This is a genomic window from Methanobrevibacter sp. (genome assembly GCF_017940815.1).
Lineage (GTDB): Archaea > Methanobacteriota > Methanobacteria > Methanobacteriales > Methanobacteriaceae > Methanocatella.
In genome coordinates, this window is sequence record NZ_JAGAXX010000017.1 from 18,478 (window position 1) to 38,821 (window position 20,344).

Below are 20,344 nucleotides of genomic sequence, written 5' to 3' on the forward strand. Positions count from 1 at the left end.
ATATTATGATTACTGTTTTATCTGGAGGAACAGGAACTCCAAAATTATTGCAAGGAATAAAGGAAATAGTCGACCCGGAAGAGTTGACAATCATTGTCAATACTTTGGAAAACGATTATTTTTCAGGGGTTTATGTCTCAGCAGACATTGATACAGTATTGTATACCATGTCTGACATGATTAACGATGAGCTGTGGTATGGTGTTAAGGACGATACTTTCATTACTCATGAGCGTCTTGAAGAAATTGGCTGTCCCGAACTGTTGCGCATTGGTGACATTGACAGAGCCACCAAAATACAGAAGACTCAACTTATGGAAAAAGTTGGACTTGCAAAAGCCTGTGAGATTCAAGCTAAAAATATGGGAATCAAATCAAGAATCATCCCCATGAGCGAAGAGCAGTCTGACATAAAAATCATTTCAGACATTGGAGAATTGGAATTTCATGACTTCTTAATCAAGCACCAGTCTCAACCGGAGGTTTTGGATGTTAAGTTTTCAAATGTAACTCCTTCTCCAGGTGTTGTTGATGCAATAAAAAATTCCGATGCGGTAGTTATTGGACCTTCAAATCCTGTCACTTCAATTTCACCAATATTGTCTTTGGAAGGTGTTCGTGATGTTCTAAAAGACACATATGTTGTGGCAGTATCTCCAATTATAGGCTCTGATGCTGTTTCAGGTCCTGCAAGCAAATTCATGAAGGCTTTGAACATAGATGTTTCTTCAGTTGGTGTTGCATCATTATACTCTGATTTTTTAGATAATATTGTTGTTGACGATAAAGATTCTAATCTAAAATCACAATTAAATCAAATAGTTAATAAGGTAACAGTTACAAATACAATAATGAATAGTTTAGATGCTAAGAAAAATTTGGCACAAAAAATTATAGAGAGTATTCCTTAGTGAAAGAGGCGGATATCGTATGATACAAATGACATTAATACAAATTGACAATTACGGTCCTTGGACAGTTACTCCAAGGCCTAGAACTGAATCTGACTTACAAATGCTTCAAGCAAATTTATTTGCTGACTTAAATAATCATTTCGGTAATAAAAAAGGATTAGTTTTCTTTACAAGATTTGATAATTTACTTGCGATTTCAAACGGTCTTGATGAGGAAGACCACTTAAGAATTCAAAGATCAATCAGAAACAGATACCCAATCACTGTAAGTATGGGTGTTGGTGCTGCTGAAACTCCTCACGAAGCTCAAAAATTAGCAACTATTGCTCTTCAAAAAGCAGGAAGTGCTCAATCAGGTGAAAGGAAAGAAATTTTGGCTATTGACAGTTTAGTTTCAGAAGAAGACAGTTATGTTCAAGCAGCTCACATTGACATCAACAGTGTAACTGAAACCTTAACCGATATTGAATCTGCTTTTGATACAAGTTTCATGGTTAACAAAGCTCAACACTATTTGATGACCAAATTAATCAAAAGAGGAGCATTGTTATTCTTCATTGGAGGAGACAACTTCATGTCTCCATGTAATGGATTAAGCGAACAAGATATCGAAGATATCATGGTCGAAATTGATGAAGAAATTGGTATCAAACTTAAAGCAGGTATTGGAAGAGGTAAAAACGCTGAAGATGCAGCATACATGGCTGATATTGGTCTTGAAGAAATCCGTGCACATAATAATGAAATGTGGACTTGGGTTGTCGAAAAAGAGTACTGAGGATGCATCATGATTAAGGTAGTTGCACCAATGGCAGGAATAACTGATGCTGAGTTTTTAAACAAGGTTATTCCTTATGGTTTTGATGTGGCTACTTTAGGTGGATACAGTTTGGATCAACCTACAATTGATGCAAGCAGAAAAATTATCGAAAGGGGAAGAAATGAATTTGATTTTTCCCTGGATGAGATTTTTTCACATATTGAAAGTGAAGTAAACTCAATTAAAAAAGTTCACAGTAATGTAAAGGTTTCAGCAAATGTGCGTGCAACAACTCCTCGGCCACTTATCAAAGCGGGGAATATAAAAAATTTAGATATTATTGAAATTAATTGTCATTGTCGCCAAGATGAAATTGTAGCTATTGGTTGTGGTCAAGAAATGTTAAATCGTCAGGATTTAGCAGATTTCATTTCTGAAGTTGTTGATAATGTTGATAGCGAAGTTTCAGTTAAGATTAGGGCAAATGTCGAAGGTATTGATACATTGGCCATTGCTCATTTAATTGAAGATGCAGGCGCTGACTATTTGCATATTGATGCTATGAAAAAAGGTGTCTTTGAGGCGGACTGGGAACTTTTAACTGAAATCTGTAATAATGTTGATATAAAAGTTATTGGAAATAATTCTGTAAACTCTCGTGAAAATCTTGAAAAAATGATTGATACGGGAGTTGATGGGTTTTCAATAGCTCGTTCAGTTATTTCAGGCAATTTGGACTTTGATATTTCTAATTTTTAATTTATTAAAACAATTGTTATTAGTAAACCTTATTAATAGTTTAAAATAAAAATTATCTTAATAGGTGATTTCATGGATTTTATTACACTTAAGAATGTTACAAAAACTTTTGATGGTGTTGATGTTCTTAAAGATATTAATTTGAAGATTAATGAAGGAGAGACTTTAGGTATATTAGGACGTAGTGGAAGTGGAAAATCAGTTTTAATCAACATGCTTAGAGGTACATTGGATTATAAGCCTGATGCAGGTAATATTATTTTCAATGTCGCTGTTTGTCCTGATTGTTTGGCTGTAGAGTCACCATCTCACAATGGTGAAAAATGTAGCTGCGGAGGAACATTCGAGGTAAAAGAAGTTGATTTCTTCAATGCTGAAAGAAAATTATTTGCAAGTATCAAAAGAAGAATTTCCATTATGTTACAACGTAACTTCGCATTATATGACGAAGAAACTGTAATTGAAAATGTAATGAGGGCTATGCCTGACACATATGAACATGAAGAAAGTTTATATGCTGCTTTAGAATTATTAGAAATGGTTCAAATGAACCATAGGATTACTCACATTGCTCGTGACTTAAGTGGGGGAGAAAAGCAAAGGGTAGTGCTTGCAAGACAATTGGCTAAAAATCCAATGATGTTTTTAGCAGATGAACCTACCGGTACTTTAGACCCACAAACTGCTGTAAAACTTCACAATACCTTAAAAGAAGGTGTAAAAGATGAAGGAATCACCATGCTAATCACTTCTCACTGGCCTGAAGTAATGACTGAACTTGCTGACAATGTAATTTGGCTCGAAGATGGTCAAATCAAGGAGGAAGGTGATCCTCAAGTTATTGTAGATAAATTCATGGAAACTGTTCCAGTCCCTGAAAAACCAGAAATTCCTGAATTCGGTGAGCCTGAAGTGGTTTTAGAAGATGTTAAAAAGCATTATTATTCAATTGAACGTGGTGTTGTTAAGGCAGTAGATGGAATCAGCTTAACCATCAATAAAGAAGAGATATTTGGTATTGTAGGATTAAGTGGTTCCGGTAAAACAACCACAACCAGAATGTTGATGGGATTAACTGAGCCAAGTGGAGGTAACATTGAAATCAAACTTGGTGATGAATGGATTGACATGACAAAAGTAGGTCCTCTCAACCGTGGACGTATCATGCCTTACATCGGATTATTACATCAAGAATATTCATTATATCCTCACAGAACAATCTTAGGTAACTTGACCGATGCAATTAGTTTAGATTTACCTGCAGAATTCGGTAAAATTAAAGCTATTCACGCATTAACAACTGTTGGTTTCACTGATGATGTGGCAGTAAACATCCTGGATAAATATCCTGACCAATTAAGTGTAGGGGAAAGACACAGGGTTGCTCTTGCACAAGTTTTAATCAAAGAACCTAAACTCATTGTTTTAGATGAACCTACAGGAACAATGGATCCTGTAACAAGAGTTATTGTAACTGACTCTATCTTGAAAGCTCGTACCGAATTAGAACAAACATTCATTATCATTTCTCACGATATGGACTTTGTTTTAGATGTTTGTGACAGGGCAGCTTTAATGAGAGGAGGTAAACTCCTAGACATAGGTACTCCTGAAGATATTGTTGAACAATTAACTCCTGATGAAAAAGAAGACATGCTTAAAGAAAACAGATAACTTCTTATTCATTCAATATTTTTTTTATTTTTTTCCAGTCTGGACAAAACTTGTCCATTAACTTTTTAAATTTTTTTCCATGATTGAATTCTATAAGATGGCACAATTCATGGATAGTTACATATTCCAGGCAAATTGGATTTTTTTTTGCAAGATTTAAGTTAAGTGTTATTCTTCCGTCCTGCTTGCAGTTTCCCCAATTTTTCATTTTGCGGACTGTAACGCTTGTAGGTTTCCTTCCGACAATCTTAACGCAATTGTCCAATGTTTGAGGTATTGCTTTTTTCAGCTCTTCACGGTAAAACTCGTCAAGGATATTTTTTCTTTTCTCTATTGTGCTTCTTTTTGGCACGGGCAAATAAATCAACGACTTTTCCTCATCGATTATGACACGTTTAATGTTGTCATTTTTAATTAGCTGTAATGTGTAATCCTTTCCCCAAACTTGGTGGGTCTCTCCATTGGTGTATTTTAAGGGGGCCTTTATCTTGTTTTCAGAAATCAGCCTTTGCTTTTCCAAAATCCATTCTTTTCTAGATTTGACAAAATCAGCTATGTCTATATCTGATAGGAACAAAGGTGCGGAAACCTTAACCTCTCCGTTGGAAGGATTAATTCGAAGATACATGTTTTTAATGTTTTTGCGGTATAATGTGATGGTAATGCCTTCGATTGAAATTCTTTCTTTTGCCATATATAAAAATAAGTAAATAAGGTTAAAAAACCTTATTGATTCATAGGGTCAAACCTGAATACCTTTTTTGCAAGTCCGAATCCTATTGGGTATATTACGATGTTGATTAGCAGGTATGCGGTTACCCATCTTACCGGCCATAGGTAGAACAGCATGTCTACAGGCATTCCCATTGGAAGACCGAATATTGCCGCCATGATAAAGCTCATCATCAGGCTTATGAAAAATGCCGCAGGATTCCAAAGGCCCATTCCGTAACGGTCAGGATTGAAATGGAATACCTTTTCGGCCAATCCGAATCCTATTGGGTATATTGCGATGTTGATTAGCAGGTATGCGGTTACCCATCTTACCGGCCACAGTATTAGGCACAGGTCCCATTCAAGGCCGGGAATGTTTAAAATGTATGGAACAAACATTCCAAAGATTATTGCCATAATCATGCTCATCATTAGGCTTATGAAGAATGCGGCAGGGTTCCAAAGTCTCATCTTCAACCTCCATTTTTTTATCTTTTATTAATTAATGAATTTGAAGTTAATAATAGTTTCCATAAAAAAGATTATATATTCATTGTTCAAATAAATTATATTAATATTTTATATTTATATGAATATTATTTTGAAAATTAGTTTGGAGGATTATTATGACTTGGGAAGATGCACCATCTCATATTTGTAGAGGGGGAGATGTTAGAGGACTTGCTTTTTGTTGTCCTCCAGTAAAACCATGCCCAGTTTTAAACGCATTACAGGAAGTTAATTTAACTCCTCAAGAGTATGTTAATATTAAAATTCAATTCGGAAGAGAGACTAGATTAGGTGAAGGAGCTGGAACTTGTTTCGGGTCACTTGTTTGGTGTTGCAAACCATCAAAGCCATGCCCCTTGAGAGACATGACCTTAAACAATATGGGTATGAGCCATGATGAATATTTGGACTTGAAAAAACAATTGTCTGAAAGGTTAGTTGGCGTAAAAAAACCTGATCCTGATGAAAGAGCTGAAGCATTAGCTGAAACATTCAACATATCTAAACTCGAAGCAATGAATGTTTTGACTGAATGCAATAATGATTTAAGAGCAGCAGTTAAAGTATTGCATGCCAAATCATTAGAGACTTCTGATTAAAATGGATTGGACTTCTCTTTATTTGAAAACTTCAGGTTTGAATGTTTTTATTTTAGGCACAGGTGAGGTTGCAACCAGACGTGCAAATAAATTTTTAGACCACGGAGCCTGTGTCAAGTTGGCGGGAAAGAATTTGGATGATGAGTTGAAAGATAAGGGGGCTATACTGTGCTCCACTCAAGATGTTGAAGAATTGGTCGAATGGTCCGATTTGGTTGTGGTCGCTAGCGGTGATGAGAAGTTATGCAATCATGTTTCTGAGATTTCTAAAGATAAACTGCTCAATCGTGCAGATTACCCTCAGGAGGGCAATGTCATTGTTCCGACAAGTTTCAATATTGGGGAAATTGAGATATCTATTTTTACTAATGGCAAAAGCCCACTGATGGCAAGACAGTTGCGCAAAAAAATCCAATCAATAATCACTGAAGAGGACATATTGGAAATTGAGCTTCAGGATTATGCTAGAAATAGATTGAAGGAAGTTGTCGATGACCAGAAAGAGCGCAGAAGTTATCTTTATGAAATTCTTGATGATGAAAAGATTAATGACCTGATTAATGAAAGAGAGATTGGTCAGGCTAAGGGTTATATTGATGAGTTTATAAGGGGATTACAGTGATACTTAATTTAAGAGTTGACCATAAGATAGCAGACATTAGTTCTATGGAGGATATTTCAAAGGAGATTGATGAGTTGTTTCGTCAATTGCAGGAGAAATATTCAATAGGAGAATACATTGAAATTTCAACATGCAACAGAAAGGAGTACTACATTAACAATGACTACATTTCTGAAGATGATGAACTTTTGTCTCATGAAAATCAAAGCATTGTAATCGATTATGGTCAATCTGCAGTTATGCATTTGCTTAGGATGACTTCAGGTTTGGAATCCATGATAGTTGGTGAGGATCAAATCTTAGGTCAGGTAAAGGATGCTAAGCATAATGCTTCTAAAAATCATCACTGCGGAAAATCCCTTGACGCTATTTTCACAAAAGCCATACATGTAGGTCAGGTAGTGAGGAACAAGACCAATATCAACAAGGGTTCTGTTTCTATCGGTTCTGCTGCAATTGATCTTGCAGAAAAGCATATGGGCAGCCTTGATGACAAATCCGTTTTGGTCATTGGTGCTGGAAAGATGGGAAAACTCGTTGCCAAGGCACTTGCTGAAAAAGATTTGAATGCTATTTTTGTTGCAAACAGGACTTATTATGTTGCTGTTCAATTGGCTGAGGATTTGGGCGGTGAAGCTATTTTATTCAATGATTTGGAGGAATATCTTGCCACTGCAGATTTGGTAATCAGTGCAACCAGTGCTCCACATCCAATCATCACTAAAAATCGTCTTTTAGGTATTGACATGGATTATGAGAATGTTATGATGGTGGATATTGCTAACCCTCGTGACATTTCCGATGATGTTAGTGAATTGGGTGTCAAGTCATTCAATATTGATGACTTAAGGGAAATTGCCGATGAGAACACCAAGCTTAGAATCAAGGAATTTGGTGAAGCTGAAAATATCATCAATGAGGAGTTCATTTTACTTAAAGAATCCTTCAAAATAATGGAAGTTGATGATTTACTTGGTAATTTAAGAGCATCTATGGAAGATATAAGAGAACGTGAAACTCAAAAAGCAATGGTTAAGTTAGCAGATGTAGATGGTAGTGCAAAAATTTTAGATAATTTAACAAATTCCATAGTCAATAAGATATTTTATGACATTTCAAAAAATGTTAAGAAAGCTGCAAAAAATGAAAATAAGAAAATTATTGATGCAGCTGAATATATATTTGATTATAAATAATATTTTATTCAAACATTCCTTTTATGTCTGAATTTTTAATTTTACTTGATTTTAATGCATAATCAATGTTTTCCATTGTGATTATGTCACAATCATTTGATATTGCATTGTGAAGGGCTGTCTTCAATATTTTTTCTTTAAGGTCCCTTCCAGACAATCCTTTTGTAAGCTTGACCATTTTTGGTAAATTCAAGTTGTATTCCAAAGGCATTGTCTTTAGATTGTTCTCGAGAATGGCCAACCTTTCATTGTCATCAGGCAATTTGAATTCAATTTCCTCTTCAAACCTGCTTCTTACAGCGTAATCTAAGCTGGTTGGATTATTGGTAGCTCCAATTGTTATGACTGACTTGTTTTCATTGATTCCGTCCATTTCAGTCAAAAGAGAGTTAACGATTTCTGAAACGTCTCCCCTTAATGATTGGAAAGATCTATGCAGTGCAATTGCGTCAATTTCATCAATGAATATTATTGATGGCGCATTATCAGATGCCTTCTTGAACAATTCATGTATCTTAGATGAGGAATCGCCCACATGTTCTCCTATTAATGAGGTTGCCTTAATTAGATACAATGGAACCTCAAGCTCATTTGCAAGTGCCTTTACAAGCATTGTTTTACCGGTACCTGGAAGTCCATAAAACAAGATGTTTTTTGGAGCCCAAGGTCCGAAGCTTTCAGGATTTTCCAAGTATCTTGTTATGACCTTAACCTTATTTTTGGCATTTTCCTGACCTACAATGTCAGAAAGGCGAATGTCCGATTTGATCTTATTGTCAACCTTCTTGTCAATCTTGTCAGTAATAATCTTGATTTTGGTCATTTCAGAAATTATTGAATTGTCCGGTTTTGCAGTCACGATTTCAAAACCGAAATCTGGAATGATTTTTTGATCGAATAAGTGTGATTTTTCACGAACAACCAATCCCTGCCATTGTTCACGAGCATACTCTTCAAATAATTTTGGGTTAGTAATCTCTATTTCATCGTCCATCATCTGAAAATCGAAAGGATAACCCACGGGTTTGATAATTACTAATTCAGCATATTCTTTGTCTTCATTATCGATTTTAATTTGTTTTTGATTAGTTGTTTTGGTTTCAATCTTTTTGTTATCACTTTTCATAATTATCACCTCCGATTTTTCTAATACATTTCAACATTAGTTTTAATTATTTAAATAATTAGTGGAATATATATTTTTTAAGAGGTAGATTATGAGTTTCAGAACAAGAAGAGTACTATTCATCACTCCATTCTACATGCTGTTTGAGTTTTTCCTATTGAAATACATCTTTTTGCTGTTAGGAGGAATTGATGATGCTTACATATTGATTTTAACAATTCTGATAGGTTTAAATCACTTTGTTCCAATGCTGTTTGAATCAAGAAAATCAAGATGGATTACAAGGTTTCTCACAACTGCAGACGGGGTGTGGATGTGGGCATCAGTCCTATTTTTAATAGATATTCTGATAATTTATCTAATAGGTTCATTTGTTAATTTGTCTGTAGAAGTTAATTTGATATTGTTGGCTATTGTCCCGATATTGGGAATTTATAACTACTGGCATGCTCATAAGCTGGTTATTCATGAAAAAACATTGTATCTGGATAATCTGGAAAGGGACATCACTATTGCACATTTATCTGATGTTCATTTCGGGTCTGTGCGCCACAGGCAAATAATCGAACAGGTTGCAGGCAAGTTAAGAGATCTTGAAGGCTCTTGTGATTTGGCAATAATTTCAGGAGACCTGGCCGATGGATCATCCGTTGTTGAGGAAGATGATTTCATGGCGTTAAGTGAAGTGAACCTGCCAATAATATTCACTCCTGGAAACCATGACTTTTATCCGGGAATTGAAAATGTAATAAGGGCCTGTCGCAAGGCAGGAATGATTGTTTTGGATAATGAGTCATTTGAATTTGATTGCATTAACATTTTCGGATTGACATTCAGCTTTGGGAATAGGGACGTTCCAACGATTGATGAATCTATCATTGTAAACGACAAAGTTAACATACTCAATTATCATGTTCCCTACTACTGGGATAGGTTTTCAAATTTGGGATTTGACGTTCAGCTGTCTGGACACACTCACGGAGGGCAGTTTTATCCTGCAGTTTGGTTTGCGGATAAAATGTTTGAATATAACATGGGATTGTTTAAAGATGAATCTGGCAAGTATATTCATGTAACCACTGGTGTGGGTTCAATGGACACTCCTATGAGATGGGGGACAGACTCTGAAATTGTTGTTTTAAGGTTGAAAAAATCATAACTATTTATTTAACTTATTTACAAAATAATACTGTATGACTGAAGATAATCATAATCATTTTTGTATTTACTGTGGAGCAAGATTGGTTCCTAATCAGCATTTCTGCTCACAATGTGGTAAGGAGGTCTATCACGAGCCTGAGCCTCCTAAGGTTCACATCCCTTCCAAATATGAAAAGGAAGTTGACAGAATTGAGAAAGAATATGACTTAAAACAGGGCAAGGCTATGGAACTTGTCAATAAGCTTTTTAATCCATCACACATGTCCTATCAAAAGTTCACTCAAGCCATAAAAAAATCCAATGGATTGTTTGACAATCAGGTTATAGTTGCAAGAAAAATGATTGAGTTGGATGATGGTAACAATCAGGTTGTCGAAAGGGAAATAGAAAATAAATTGGTCACTTTAAATGCTTTCATTGATAAGATGGAAGATTTGACTAATGAGCTTGTCATCCAGTTAAGCTCAAATAAAGAAGATGATGAAGATATAAATAATCTCTTCAATGATTTGGATGATTTAATAGGCTCCGTTAAGGATTATTAAATCATTTCTTCATATATTTTTTTCATTCTAAGTGAATCTTCATCTCTGAGTGGAGTTTCACAAATGATGTTTGCACTCCAACCGTTATCAATCAATACAGATAACAGGTCTTCGATATGTGGTCCGTATTCGTCGCTTTCAGCTAATGTGTGATGTTTAACTTCTCCACCTTGGCCATATTCGATAGTTGTGAAATGGCAATGTAGGATGTCAATGTCCAATTGATTTTCAATTGTTGAAAATATGCAATTGTAATCCTCTTTTTCGTTTAAAAATCCTCTTCCACGGGCATGAACATGTGCAAAATCTATTGTCGGTTCAAAGTGGTCAAATGTGGCACATAGCTCAACGACCTCCTCAACATTTCCGAGTTGGGTTCTTTTGCCTGTGGTTTCTGGAGCAAATGTGAATTCCTCAATTCCTTCTGATTCAAGCTCTTCAAATAACTTTTTCACGGTATTTTTTGATATTTCCATGGCTTTTTCAGGTTTCCTGTTAAGGTAAGCTCCTGGGTGGAATACAAGTCTGTATGCTCCCATCCATTCTCCCGCACGTGCAGCTGCAATCAAGTGTCCGATACTTTTTTCAAGCTTTGATTCCTCTTTTGCACATAGGTTGATGTAATATGGTGCATGCATTGAGACTAGAATGTCATGTTTTTCAGATTCTTCCTTCAATGTGTTTGCAGCATTTTCTCCAATCCTTACTCCATAAGGGGATTGGTACTCATAGGAGTCAAGTCCCTCTTCCTGGATGTATTTTGGAGCTTTGTATGCTGCACCCTTATAATTTACAGGACTTCCTGCAGGTCCAAAAAGTACTCTATGTTTCATTAAAATCAGTAAAAAATAGTAAAAAAAGAGGGAATTTATAATATTCCCATAGCTTTGTTAGTTTTAGCGATAGATTTTTCGTTGTCGCTTTCCATTTCAAGAAGTGCACGGATAGCATCGATGTTTTCAGGTATTACATCAGACTCTTGATGCACTGCTTGCATGTAGAACAATTCATTGCCTACTACGTTAATGGATTCTTTCCAAACTGGAATTTCGTATAAGTCGTTTCTGTTTCTTCCAAGTTCTTTAGCGTATTCCATTAATTCAGCAGTTGAACCTAAACCTTCTTCTGCGGAAACAACAATTACTCTTGAACGTTTTTCTAATGCTTCAACAATCTCTTCGGTTTCCACATCATTATTGATTTCAACCATGATGTTGTGTTGGTGCATTAAAGTGGTTGGCACGAGCAATGCCATGGTTGTAACATCAATACCGTCCATAACGGTCTTTACATCAGGGCCGTGGTGGGAAGGTACTTTTGGAGGATTTGGAACAATAGCATTGATTGGTCCTTTTTTAACTTCAGATGGGTCTGATCCTCTTCTAACCATTACTGCACGTACTTTTTTAATGTCAGCTATTGGGTCGATAGTGGATAATGTACGGGTTAATCCTGTAGTGTTACATGATACTACACGGGTGTAGTCTGCACCATAGGAGTCATCATAATTGGAAATAGCGTTGAATGAAAGGCCGGTTAGTTCATGGTCTTCTCCACCTTGGTAAATAGCTTTAACACCTGCTTTCTTATACATTTCAAGGTTTTGAGGTCCGATGCTTCCAGGAGTACAGTCAACAACAACGTCTGCCTCTTTAATCATATCTTCAACGGTACCTGCGATTTCAATTCCAGCGTCTTTAAACATTTGTTCCCTTTCTGGAATTCCAATGTATAATGGGTAGCCTTTTTCTTCAACTGCAGTTCTTGCCTCATAGTTTGGTCTAGTTTTACTTACACCAATAACTTTCATGTCATCTTGAGCGGCCACTGCATCAGCCACTCTTTTACCGATGGTTCCATAACCATTAATTGCAACAGTTTTCATTTTAATCCCTTTGTCAATTTAGAATTTAATCTATGGATTAAAATTTATTTTTTAAATTATATATAATTTGATATTTAAAAATAGAAAAATAATTTGAAGTTAAAATAAAAAAAAGAAAAGTAAGTAGAATTATTCTACTTTGAAACCTGCTTCTTCAACAGCTTCGTTAATGTCAGTGTCACTTACGTCGCCGGACATTGTGATGGTAGTGATTCCGGAATCCAAATCTGCTTTTGCATCTTCAATTCCGTCAACATCTTTTAAGCATAATTCTACAGCGTTTACACATGAAGGGCAGTGCATGCCCACTACTTTGATTTCTTTTTCAGCCATGATAAATCACCTTATTATCGATAGTTAATATTAGGATATTGATTTATTTAAACTTTTAGTCATGCCTAATTTTTTACTCTTCAAATAGTCTTTTCTTGAAAGCTTGTAGTTGACCAGTGTTGAGGAATATATGATGACAATTACAGATCCGATATTGTGTATTAGTGCTCCGGCAATAGGGTCCAGTATTCCTAAAACAGCCAGTATCATTGCAATTATATTTAAAGCAAGGGAGAATGCGATATTTAAATTAATTGTGTTTAATGTCTTTCTGGCTATTCCAATTAAATGGGGTATGTCGCCGATATTGTCATTGATTAGTGCAATGTTTGAGGCCTCAATTGAAACGTCGCTTCCAATGCTTCCCATTGCTATTCCGACATTCGCCTTTCTTAATGACGGCGCATCATTTATTCCATCACCAATCATCGCTACCTTATTGTCTTTCAACTGCTCCTCTTTGATGTATTCGGTTTTGTCTTCAGGCAAGCAATTGAATTGGGCATTTGTAACTTTGACTTGTCTTGCTATGTAACGTCCGGTTTCCTCGTTGTCTCCTGTGAGCAATGTGGTTTTTATTCCAAGGCGTTTTAGCTTTTTAATGGTCTGTTTTGAATTATTACGCAATGTGTCTGCAAGATAAATCTTTCCAATGACTTCGTTGTCCTTCGCCACATAGATTTCGATTTCACCGTTAGTTGCATCATGGACATATTCGGAAGTGATGTCTTCAGATTCAAGGAGTTTCATATTTCCGGCGGTCACTTTTGAGTTGCCTATAATTCCGGTGACTCCCTTTCCAATGTGCATCTTAAACTCATTAACTTCAGCCAAATCGGTGCTGTCGTAATATTTCACAATTGATTTTGCCAAAGGATGTTCGGATTTTGATTCAAGGGATGCAACAAGATGCATCATTTCACCATTGTCTTTTGAAACAACCCTTACGACTTCAGGTGTCCCGTATGTCAATGTTCCGGTTTTGTCAAACACCAATTCATTAACGTGAGCCAATTCTTCAAGGGATTCTCCGTCCTTGACGAGTATTCCGTACTTGGTCAGATTTCCTATGGCCGCCATGATTGCTGTAGGTGTTGCCAGTACCAATGCGCAAGGGCAGAACACCACCAATATTGTAACGGACCTGATTATTTCTCCGGTGACAAAATAGGTTATTATTGCAGATAGGAATGCGATGACTACAATCCATGTTGCCCACCTGTCTGCGGACCTTACGATTTTAGCGTTTTCAGGCTTTGATGATTCAACTAATTTGATTAGCTTTTGAAGGGAACTGTCTTCACTCACTTTTGTTGTTTTCATTGTGAATGATCCGTAAAGGTTAATTGTTCCGCTGTACACCTCATCGTTGACCTTCTTGTCTACTGGTATTGATTCTCCGGTTAATGTGGATTGGTCGATTGATGTTTCTCCACTGAGAATGGTTCCATCTGTTGGAATACTTTCTCCTGGAAGCACTTTCAATATGTCTCCAATTTTCACATCTTCTACTGGTATTTTTTCTTCAACCTTTCCTTTGATTCTTGTGGCGATTTGAGGGGTCATGTTCACAAGCTCTTCGATTCTTCCTTGTGTCTTGTTTACAGTGTATTCCTCTAAAAATCCGCCTATTGCCATGATTGTTGCGATTTCACCCGCTGCAAAAACTTCACCAATGATTATTGATGCGATGATTGCGATTGTCACAAGCAAATCTGCCTTTATGTCAAATTCGGTTATCAATCCTTCAATACATTCCTTAAATATAGGCACTCCACATAAGACCACTGCAATCCAAGAGATATGGTCGAGAGATAGGATAAAGCTTGCAATTACACTTATTGTGGAGATTATTATAAGTAGGATGTCTACCTTTTCATCTCTTGTAAAATTCATATTAAACAGCCCCAAATGTATAGGTATACCCCATAGGGTATAAAGTTATTTTAAAAAAAATTAAAGTCTGGAGTAATATTCTAAAATTGATGAGATGTCACTAATTGCCTCATCTGAATCATCATCTTCAATGGCTTGCTTTACACAATGTTCCAAGTGTCCTTCTACAATGATGTGTCCAACTTTATGTAAAGCGGATTTTGATGCATTTACTTGCATTAGAATCTGTTCACAAGGAATATCTTCATCAATCATACGATCAATTGCATTGATTTGTCCGATGATTTTTTTAAGTCTTCTGTGTAAATTTTCACTATCCATACATTCTTTCAAAATAACACAACCTATACCTACTAGGGTATATGAAAGTTTTAGTATATAAACATTCGCTCAAAAATAGTTTAAAAAAAATAAAAAAAAGTAGGGAGGAAAAGTTCAAGCCTATGCTTGATTTTCCATTTCTTCAAATTTAGCTGGGAAGTATTCGTCTACTACGTATTCAAGCCCATATTTGGAGAAAGATTGCTGTTCTGCTTTTTTACCGATTTTAAGCATCTTTTTAATTTCAGTTTGCCAGAAATCAGTTTTATACCTTGGGTCTTTGGAAAGCTCTTTGAGCCTCATGACGTCCACATCTTTGAGCTTATCTGTTGGTAAGTCATAGTTGATAATGTCTGATGCGGTCACTCCAATGAATTTAGCGTCAGGAGTAGCTAAGTCATGGTTAACGTGAGCTAATTTTGCACTTCCGGAAATAATTACCTGTGCAATGTGGAATCCCCAAGGGTCTCCGTCGTTACAGATGTAAACTGGTAATTTTAATTCGGTATTGACTCTTTTAATGAATCTTCTTGTTGCACGAGCAGCTTGTCCTTTAAGCCCAACGATTAGACAGTTGAATCTTTCGTGTGCGTTTTCTTGCACTAACCTGTGGAACATTCCCATGGTTTCCACTGCAAGTACTTTGTCAACATTATGGTCTAAAAATTCCACTTGGTCAATTGTAGGGGAAATTGTATAACCGGATTTTCCCATTTTTGCAGCGTTGACTTCCACTTCATCAAGGAGGGTGATGTCTCCGTAAACGGATGCGCCGTCTTCCTCTGGCATTAGACCTAAGTCTTCACGAGTGGTACCGAGGGTTACTTCTAAGTCCTCTCCAACAATGTTGGATTCTTGTTGTGATTTGAAGCTGATTCCCCAACCTTCGGAAACGTAGTACATTTCCCTGATGGTAGCGGTTTTTTCTCTTGCAACTAAATCTTTACAGAAGTTAGCAACATAAACCATTTGTCCTAACTTTCTGATTTGCTTTACATTACCTAATGATCTTCTTCCGAATCTGTCACCTAATACATAGTATCTTTTAGCATCGTCGTAAACGATGTTTCCAGTACCTCTTGATGGAACTCTGATGTTAGGAACTTTATTTTTTTCAATCTCTTCAATGATTTCCTGACCTAATCCTTTGAGTTTGTTATAGGTGTATTCCTTCCTAAGTTCTTTATGTGTTTTTCCTTCTTTATCTACTTCAGCCATCTAAATCACCTAATCTTCAAATCCGTCTTCAACGTCATCTTCAATAAAGTTGTCTAATGATGAGTTACCATCTTCAACAGCGTTTCCGAATTCATCAACTTCTTCCATGATGATAGCGTCAAGTTCTTCTTCTTCCTCTTCCTCTTCAACTTTTTCACCAAGCAATTCTGCAAGAGCCCTTTTTGTTACTTTTGCAAGCACTTCTTGGTATTCCGGAACTCCGGTCTCACCGAGTTTTGCAGCTTCTTCGATGATGACTGGCACATATTCTTCAAATACTTTTGAACGTTTTTCTTTTTCCTTAGCAGCTCTTTTTGCTCTTAAGTGTTTTTGTAATTGGCGAGCTAGTTTCATGGTTGCCTGTCTGATTTCGTGAACGATTTCAGGTTCAGGTGAAACACTTTGCTTACCTGTTGATAAGTAAGGAACTTGAGTTGATATAATGTTTACGAATAGGGTTAATGGGGTGTTGTCCATATCTTTTAAACCGTAACGTTTCCAATCGATACTTTTGAGCGCTTCTGTAATTGCACAGCTTCCTGCATCGAATGTTAATGGAACCCTGTTTGCAAATCTCATGATTTCAGATTTCCTTTTCTCATTGACCACTCTACCGGAGTCTCCTCCGTATGCAAGACCTGCTTCAATAATGAATGACACACCACCTGCATAGGTTACAGGTTTTCTTGTGATTGTTGTCACAAATTCAGGTTTAAGAATTTGTTTCATACCCTTTTCGATTTGCTCTGATCCGATTGGTATGAGTCCGTCTGTTGGCGGAGCCATGAATTTCATTTTCTTGAAGCAGTGGACAATAGCCTCTGCTTCCTGGAAAGTCATTGCTTTTGGACGTTTGTTCATGTCGATTCCGGTCATTTCACCGATTTCATCAACCCTTTTAGCTGACATCCTGGACAATGATGAAGTCAACATACTTTTGTATCTTCTGCTGTCGGTGTTTTTAGCCATTGTCATTAAGTCGTCAGCGCTTACACCTTTAGGGTGTGGCAATACTTCTTTTGGTTGCACTGGAACAACGTCTGCTGCCCTTTTGAATATGTACTTGTGTCCTGATGGGTCCCTGAATGTGATTCTTGCGTGAGGGTTACCGATCATGGTTCTTCTGATGTATTCAAAAGCACCTTGTTCCGCTAATGAGTATGAAACCTCTTTGAATTGCAATTCAATGCATACTCCAGTTGATTCTGCAGGATAGTCTTCCCTTTCCATTAAGATTCCACGGTTGTTTTCAACATCCATTTGGAATTTCATTTTCACTCCCTTAATTTCATCGCCGTCCTTGTAGCATGAAATTACGCGAGCTGGTTTACCTGTGGTCATTTGGGATAATAGCACACAACCACTACAACCTAATCCTTGTTGTCCTCTTGATTGGATGTTTCTGAACTTGGATCCTGCAAACATCATACAGTATACTTGCATCACGTAATCTTCAGGAATTCCCGGTCCGTTATCCTTGTGTCTTAGGATATAGTGTTCCTTGTCGACACGTTTCAATTCGATGTCTATATCTGGCAATATTCCGGATTCTTCTGCTGCGTCAAAACTGTTTGTAATCAATTCGTGGAAAACAATAGTTAATGAACGGATTTTACCAGTAAATCCTAACATCTGCTTGTTCTTTCTAAAAAATTGGGATGGTGTTAACCTTTGGAAGTCCTCTTCCCAATCAAGTCCTAATTGTTCTTGAGCCAAAATTTTTCCTCCTACTTCGGTTTATATGTTTTAACTTATTATGGCATGGTATATTTAAATCAAATCAGAGAGCATATGAAAAGTAATATTCACACGGTACCCTATCTACTTGCTTAAATATTGGGTAAAATAATAATTTTAAAACATGTAAAAAATATAGTATTTGTAATACACTATCTATATAAGTTGGTTAAAGTATATAAAAGTTTTTAAGTATTGCATTAATTTTCATAGCAAATTACTATTAAAATTATAGTTGTATTGTAATATTTCTTTGATTGTGTAATATTGTGGGGTGTTAAACTTTTGTAATGGTGATTAAATTATAAAAAAAGTTATAGGAGTTGGAACTCCTAAAAGTCTTTTTCATCAAAGTCGATGCCGTCCTTGAATTCGATTTTATCATCTTCAATTCCGACAAGATCCTTGAATTCCTTCATTTTTAAAGTTTCTTTCTTGTGTTCTAAAAATCCGTAAACGGATTTGTGTCTTGAACCGTTAAGTATCATCTCAATGGCCTCTTTAGCAACCATGATGTTGTCCATCTCACCTATGAGTGAAACGGTCTTACCATAAACTGCCATGTCGACTTCAGCCATTTCCATGATTATCTCACGTGTTTTTCCATCTTTTCCGATAATTCTTCCTTTATGTCTTGCAAGGGCCTTTTTGGATTTTCCGATATATAACGGTAAGCTGATTACTTCCAAATAAATCTCATCACTAACGAGCTTAAGTGCAACTTCAGGATTAAATCCTCTTGCCACAGCCTTTACAATGTGATTTGCATTCCAGACTCCTAACGGGTCTTCCATATCATCTCTAGGTGTGATATAAACTGTACCTTCATCGCTGTCAATGTCAAGAATGGTACCAGTTGCTTTCTCAATGGACTTTTTCACATTTCCATTGCTTCCGATTAAAGCCCCCACTCTATTTTGAGGTATTTTTAAATAATCTGTTTCTGGCATAAATATCACCTTTTAATAAATTAGAATTAATTATATTTATTTAATTTAAATTTTTTAAATGTTTTTATAAAAAATAATATTTAAAATTTGGGATTTCTATGTTCTCATAAAAATGATGTTTGCATGTGGTAGCTCAGATAGCATTTATGCAATAAAATTTGATTTAATTGCTCAATCGGATTAGTATTTTGTCATCATGATTGATATTTTCTGAATGCATAGGCAAGAATTGATCCTGCAAAATTCTGGAAGACTGAATAAATCGCTCCCGGAACCGTTGCCTGGGACAAGTCTGGAAAGTGTGTTTTTGCAAGGCTGGTTGACAATCCTGAATTTTGAAATGCCAGTTCGATGGCTACTGTTATTGTCTGTTTCCTGTCCATTCCTGCAAGGCGGCCAATTCCAAATCCAATTGACATTGCAAGGAAATATTGCAGGACAATAACAATGAGTATTATTGTGGATGAAGTTAAAATAGCCTGTTTATTGGCCCCAATCACTCCTGCAACGATTAGGCAAACTACAATTGATGATGCTGTAGGCAAATAAATTTTCAGTTTTTCACAAAAGTCAGGGAACTTGTAATTCAGAATCAAACCTAAGATTATTGGGACAATCACTATTTGGACAATTGAGATAAACATGTCTATTGGGTTAAAGTGAATTTGGTTGCCAATTAAGAGTAACGTGATTACTGGGGTTAGTATTGGTGAAATCACGGTGGAAACTGCAGTCAGGGAAACTGAAAGTGCCACATCTCCCTTTGCAAGAAAAGTAATGACATCAGATGCGGTTCCTCCAGGAACTGTTCCAACAAGAATGAGTCCGACTGTCAAGGCGGTGTCAAGAGAAAATGCGCTTGCAAGAGTAAATGCTATAATTGGCATTACTATGTATTGCGCTGAAATTCCAACTGCAATTGCCTTGGGATTTTTGAACACATTAAGGAAGTCGTCCACTTTCAATGTGGTTCCCATTGTAAAAAGAACAATGCTTAAAAGTAAATTGAGGATATTGATACCGTTATATTCACTTAAAACCCATTTAAATGAATTTGGATAAACTAGAGAAATGGCTACTGCCACCAATATCACTATAAAAAAATATTTCTCGATAAATTCAAAAATCCCTTTCATATTTTCAATTTTTGATTTTGAATGTTAAAAAGGTATTGATTATAAGGGTAATGATTCGTAATAAATGATTCTAAAACTTATGACTCCCTTTGTGAAAATGTTCTGACAATATTTACACAATAATGGATTAATTGTTTTATTAATTTGTGTCTCTTTCAAAAACTTGTGTGATTTGAATTTTCACTAGTTTTTGAGTCTCGAAATTTTTTCGTTCTATTTTTTCTTTATTTTTAATTTAAAAGCAGTAAAATTAATATATAAGGTGGAACTTAAATATTAATATGTCTA

General features: G+C 36.1%; 21 protein-coding genes. 9 read left to right on the plus strand and 12 right to left on the minus strand.

Translation table 11 applies throughout. From position 1 onward, the window contains the following. The first annotated feature begins 5 nt into the window (after positions 1-5). The 4 genes from cofD (at position 6) to atwA (ending at position 4,107) form a co-directional block, all read left to right on the plus strand. A complete protein-coding gene (gene cofD, locus ILA26_RS02570) occupies positions 6-911 on the plus strand; it encodes a 2-phospho-L-lactate transferase (protein WP_292893765.1) in 906 nt (301 codons plus the stop codon). 19 nt (positions 912-930) lie between these two features. Next, positions 931-1,692 carry a GTP cyclohydrolase III gene (locus ILA26_RS02575; RefSeq protein ID WP_292893767.1) on the plus strand — a complete coding sequence of 254 codons (762 nt, stop codon included), beginning with the start codon at positions 931-933 and terminating at the stop codon, positions 1,690-1,692. Between the two features lie 30 nt (positions 1,693-1,722). Beyond that, the gene (locus ILA26_RS02580; protein ID WP_292893804.1) at positions 1,723-2,433 is read left to right on the plus strand and encodes an MJ0144 family RNA dihydrouridine synthase-like protein; all 711 of its coding nucleotides are present in this window, start codon (positions 1,723-1,725) and stop codon (positions 2,431-2,433) included. 72 nt (positions 2,434-2,505) lie between these two features. Then, positions 2,506-4,107: a methyl coenzyme M reductase system, component A2 gene (gene atwA, locus ILA26_RS02585; protein ID WP_292893769.1), complete on the plus strand. Its 1,602-nt coding sequence runs from the start codon at positions 2,506-2,508 to the stop codon at positions 4,105-4,107. A gap of 4 nt (positions 4,108-4,111) precedes the next feature. Here the strand turns inward: atwA and ILA26_RS02590 are convergent, their stop codons facing one another. Both ILA26_RS02590 and ILA26_RS02595 read right to left on the minus strand, forming a co-directional pair. Next, the gene (locus tag ILA26_RS02590; RefSeq protein WP_292893771.1) at positions 4,112-4,801 is read right to left on the minus strand and encodes a SprT family zinc-dependent metalloprotease; all 690 of its coding nucleotides are present in this window, start codon (positions 4,799-4,801) and stop codon (positions 4,112-4,114) included. Positions 4,802-4,833: 32 nt separating this feature from the next. Continuing rightward, positions 4,834-5,292: a hypothetical protein gene (locus tag ILA26_RS02595; protein ID WP_292893773.1), complete on the minus strand. Its 459-nt coding sequence runs from the start codon at positions 5,290-5,292 to the stop codon at positions 4,834-4,836. A 155-nt stretch (positions 5,293-5,447) separates the two neighbouring features. Here ILA26_RS02595 and ILA26_RS02600 point away from each other — a divergent pair, with 155 nt between their 5' ends. Genes ILA26_RS02600 through hemA form a run of 3 tightly spaced genes read left to right on the plus strand, consistent with a single transcriptional unit; the run spans position 5,448 to position 7,748 of the window. Continuing rightward, on the plus strand, positions 5,448-5,930 hold the full coding sequence (locus ILA26_RS02600; RefSeq protein WP_292893775.1) for a methanogenesis marker 9 domain-containing protein: 483 nt from the start codon (positions 5,448-5,450) through the stop codon (positions 5,928-5,930). 1 nt (position 5,931) lies between these two features. Next, positions 5,932-6,552 carry a bifunctional precorrin-2 dehydrogenase/sirohydrochlorin ferrochelatase gene (locus tag ILA26_RS02605; protein WP_292893777.1) on the plus strand — a complete coding sequence of 207 codons (621 nt, stop codon included), beginning with the start codon at positions 5,932-5,934 and terminating at the stop codon, positions 6,550-6,552. Continuing rightward, positions 6,549-7,748: a glutamyl-tRNA reductase gene (gene hemA / locus ILA26_RS02610; RefSeq protein WP_292893779.1), complete on the plus strand. Its 1,200-nt coding sequence runs from the start codon at positions 6,549-6,551 to the stop codon at positions 7,746-7,748. The genes ILA26_RS02605 and hemA overlap by 4 nt, the downstream gene beginning before the upstream one ends. A gap of 4 nt (positions 7,749-7,752) precedes the next feature. Here the strand turns inward: hemA and ILA26_RS02615 are convergent, their stop codons facing one another. Then, the gene (locus ILA26_RS02615; protein ID WP_292893780.1) at positions 7,753-8,874 is read right to left on the minus strand and encodes an AAA family ATPase; all 1,122 of its coding nucleotides are present in this window, start codon (positions 8,872-8,874) and stop codon (positions 7,753-7,755) included. A 91-nt stretch (positions 8,875-8,965) separates the two neighbouring features. On the opposite strand from ILA26_RS02615, the gene ILA26_RS02620 reads away from it, so the two are divergent. Together ILA26_RS02620 and ILA26_RS02625 are read left to right on the plus strand one after the other, a co-directional pair. Further along, positions 8,966-10,033, plus strand: a complete 1,068-nt coding sequence (locus ILA26_RS02620; protein WP_292893782.1) for a metallophosphoesterase — start codon at positions 8,966-8,968, stop codon at positions 10,031-10,033. A 34-nt stretch (positions 10,034-10,067) separates the two neighbouring features. Continuing rightward, positions 10,068-10,580, plus strand: coding sequence for a zinc ribbon domain-containing protein (locus ILA26_RS02625; RefSeq protein WP_292893784.1), 513 nt, complete (start codon positions 10,068-10,070; stop codon positions 10,578-10,580). Here the strand turns inward: ILA26_RS02625 and ILA26_RS02630 are convergent. From ILA26_RS02630 to ILA26_RS02670, 9 genes are all read right to left on the minus strand, one after another. Next, entirely contained in the window at positions 10,577-11,413 is an 837-nt protein-coding gene (locus ILA26_RS02630; RefSeq protein WP_292893786.1) for a TIM barrel protein, read from the minus strand. The genes ILA26_RS02625 and ILA26_RS02630 overlap by 4 nt on opposite strands. Before the next feature lie 35 nt (positions 11,414-11,448). Next, on the minus strand, positions 11,449-12,465 hold the full coding sequence (locus ILA26_RS02635; protein ID WP_292893788.1) for a phosphorylating glyceraldehyde-3-phosphate dehydrogenase: 1,017 nt from the start codon (positions 12,463-12,465) through the stop codon (positions 11,449-11,451). Positions 12,466-12,594: 129 nt separating this feature from the next. Beyond that, a complete protein-coding gene (locus ILA26_RS02640) occupies positions 12,595-12,798 on the minus strand; it encodes a heavy-metal-associated domain-containing protein (protein ID WP_292893790.1) in 204 nt (67 codons plus the stop codon). Positions 12,799-12,828: 30 nt separating this feature from the next. After that, entirely contained in the window at positions 12,829-14,694 is a 1,866-nt protein-coding gene (locus ILA26_RS02645) for a cation-translocating P-type ATPase (RefSeq protein ID WP_292893792.1), read from the minus strand. Between the two features lie 60 nt (positions 14,695-14,754). Then, entirely contained in the window at positions 14,755-15,027 is a 273-nt protein-coding gene (locus ILA26_RS02650) for a metal-sensing transcriptional repressor (RefSeq protein WP_292893794.1), read from the minus strand. 108 nt (positions 15,028-15,135) lie between these two features. Further along, entirely contained in the window at positions 15,136-16,233 is a 1,098-nt protein-coding gene (locus ILA26_RS02655) for a DNA topoisomerase IV subunit A (RefSeq protein ID WP_292893796.1), read from the minus strand. Positions 16,234-16,242: 9 nt separating this feature from the next. Further along, positions 16,243-17,949: a DNA topoisomerase VI subunit B gene (top6B, locus tag ILA26_RS02660; protein WP_292893798.1), complete on the minus strand. Its 1,707-nt coding sequence runs from the start codon at positions 17,947-17,949 to the stop codon at positions 16,243-16,245. Positions 17,950-18,302: 353 nt separating this feature from the next. Further along, positions 18,303-18,920, minus strand: a complete 618-nt coding sequence (locus ILA26_RS02665) for a KH domain-containing protein (protein WP_292893800.1) — start codon at positions 18,918-18,920, stop codon at positions 18,303-18,305. Between the two features lie 194 nt (positions 18,921-19,114). After that, the gene (locus tag ILA26_RS02670; protein WP_292893802.1) at positions 19,115-20,056 is read right to left on the minus strand and encodes a bile acid:sodium symporter family protein; all 942 of its coding nucleotides are present in this window, start codon (positions 20,054-20,056) and stop codon (positions 19,115-19,117) included. Positions 20,057-20,344: the final 288 nt, after the last annotated feature.

Coding starts and splice junctions, on each gene's coding strand:
- cofD (WP_292893765.1), top strand. CDS start 6: ATGATTACTGTTTTATCTGGAGGAACAGGAACTCCAAAATTATTGCAA.
- ILA26_RS02575 (WP_292893767.1), top strand. CDS start 931: ATGATACAAATGACATTAATACAAATTGACAATTACGGTCCTTGGACA.
- ILA26_RS02580 (WP_292893804.1), top strand. CDS start 1,723: ATGGCAGGAATAACTGATGCTGAGTTTTTAAACAAGGTTATTCCTTAT.
- atwA (WP_292893769.1), top strand. CDS start 2,506: ATGGATTTTATTACACTTAAGAATGTTACAAAAACTTTTGATGGTGTT.
- ILA26_RS02590 (WP_292893771.1), bottom strand. CDS start 4,801: ATGGCAAAAGAAAGAATTTCAATCGAAGGCATTACCATCACATTATAC.
- ILA26_RS02595 (WP_292893773.1), bottom strand. CDS start 5,292: ATGAGACTTTGGAACCCTGCCGCATTCTTCATAAGCCTAATGATGAGC.
- ILA26_RS02600 (WP_292893775.1), top strand. CDS start 5,448: ATGACTTGGGAAGATGCACCATCTCATATTTGTAGAGGGGGAGATGTT.
- ILA26_RS02605 (WP_292893777.1), top strand. CDS start 5,932: ATGGATTGGACTTCTCTTTATTTGAAAACTTCAGGTTTGAATGTTTTT.
- ILA26_RS02615 (WP_292893780.1), bottom strand. CDS start 8,874: ATGAAAAGTGATAACAAAAAGATTGAAACCAAAACAACTAATCAAAAA.
- ILA26_RS02620 (WP_292893782.1), top strand. CDS start 8,966: ATGAGTTTCAGAACAAGAAGAGTACTATTCATCACTCCATTCTACATG.
- ILA26_RS02625 (WP_292893784.1), top strand. CDS start 10,068: ATGACTGAAGATAATCATAATCATTTTTGTATTTACTGTGGAGCAAGA.
- ILA26_RS02630 (WP_292893786.1), bottom strand. CDS start 11,413: ATGAAACATAGAGTACTTTTTGGACCTGCAGGAAGTCCTGTAAATTAT.
- ILA26_RS02635 (WP_292893788.1), bottom strand. CDS start 12,465: ATGAAAACTGTTGCAATTAATGGTTATGGAACCATCGGTAAAAGAGTG.
- ILA26_RS02640 (WP_292893790.1), bottom strand. CDS start 12,798: ATGGCTGAAAAAGAAATCAAAGTAGTGGGCATGCACTGCCCTTCATGT.
- ILA26_RS02645 (WP_292893792.1), bottom strand. CDS start 14,694: ATGAATTTTACAAGAGATGAAAAGGTAGACATCCTACTTATAATAATC.
- ILA26_RS02655 (WP_292893796.1), bottom strand. CDS start 16,233: ATGGCTGAAGTAGATAAAGAAGGAAAAACACATAAAGAACTTAGGAAG.
- ILA26_RS02665 (WP_292893800.1), bottom strand. CDS start 18,920: ATGCCAGAAACAGATTATTTAAAAATACCTCAAAATAGAGTGGGGGCT.
- ILA26_RS02670 (WP_292893802.1), bottom strand. CDS start 20,056: ATGAAAGGGATTTTTGAATTTATCGAGAAATATTTTTTTATAGTGATA.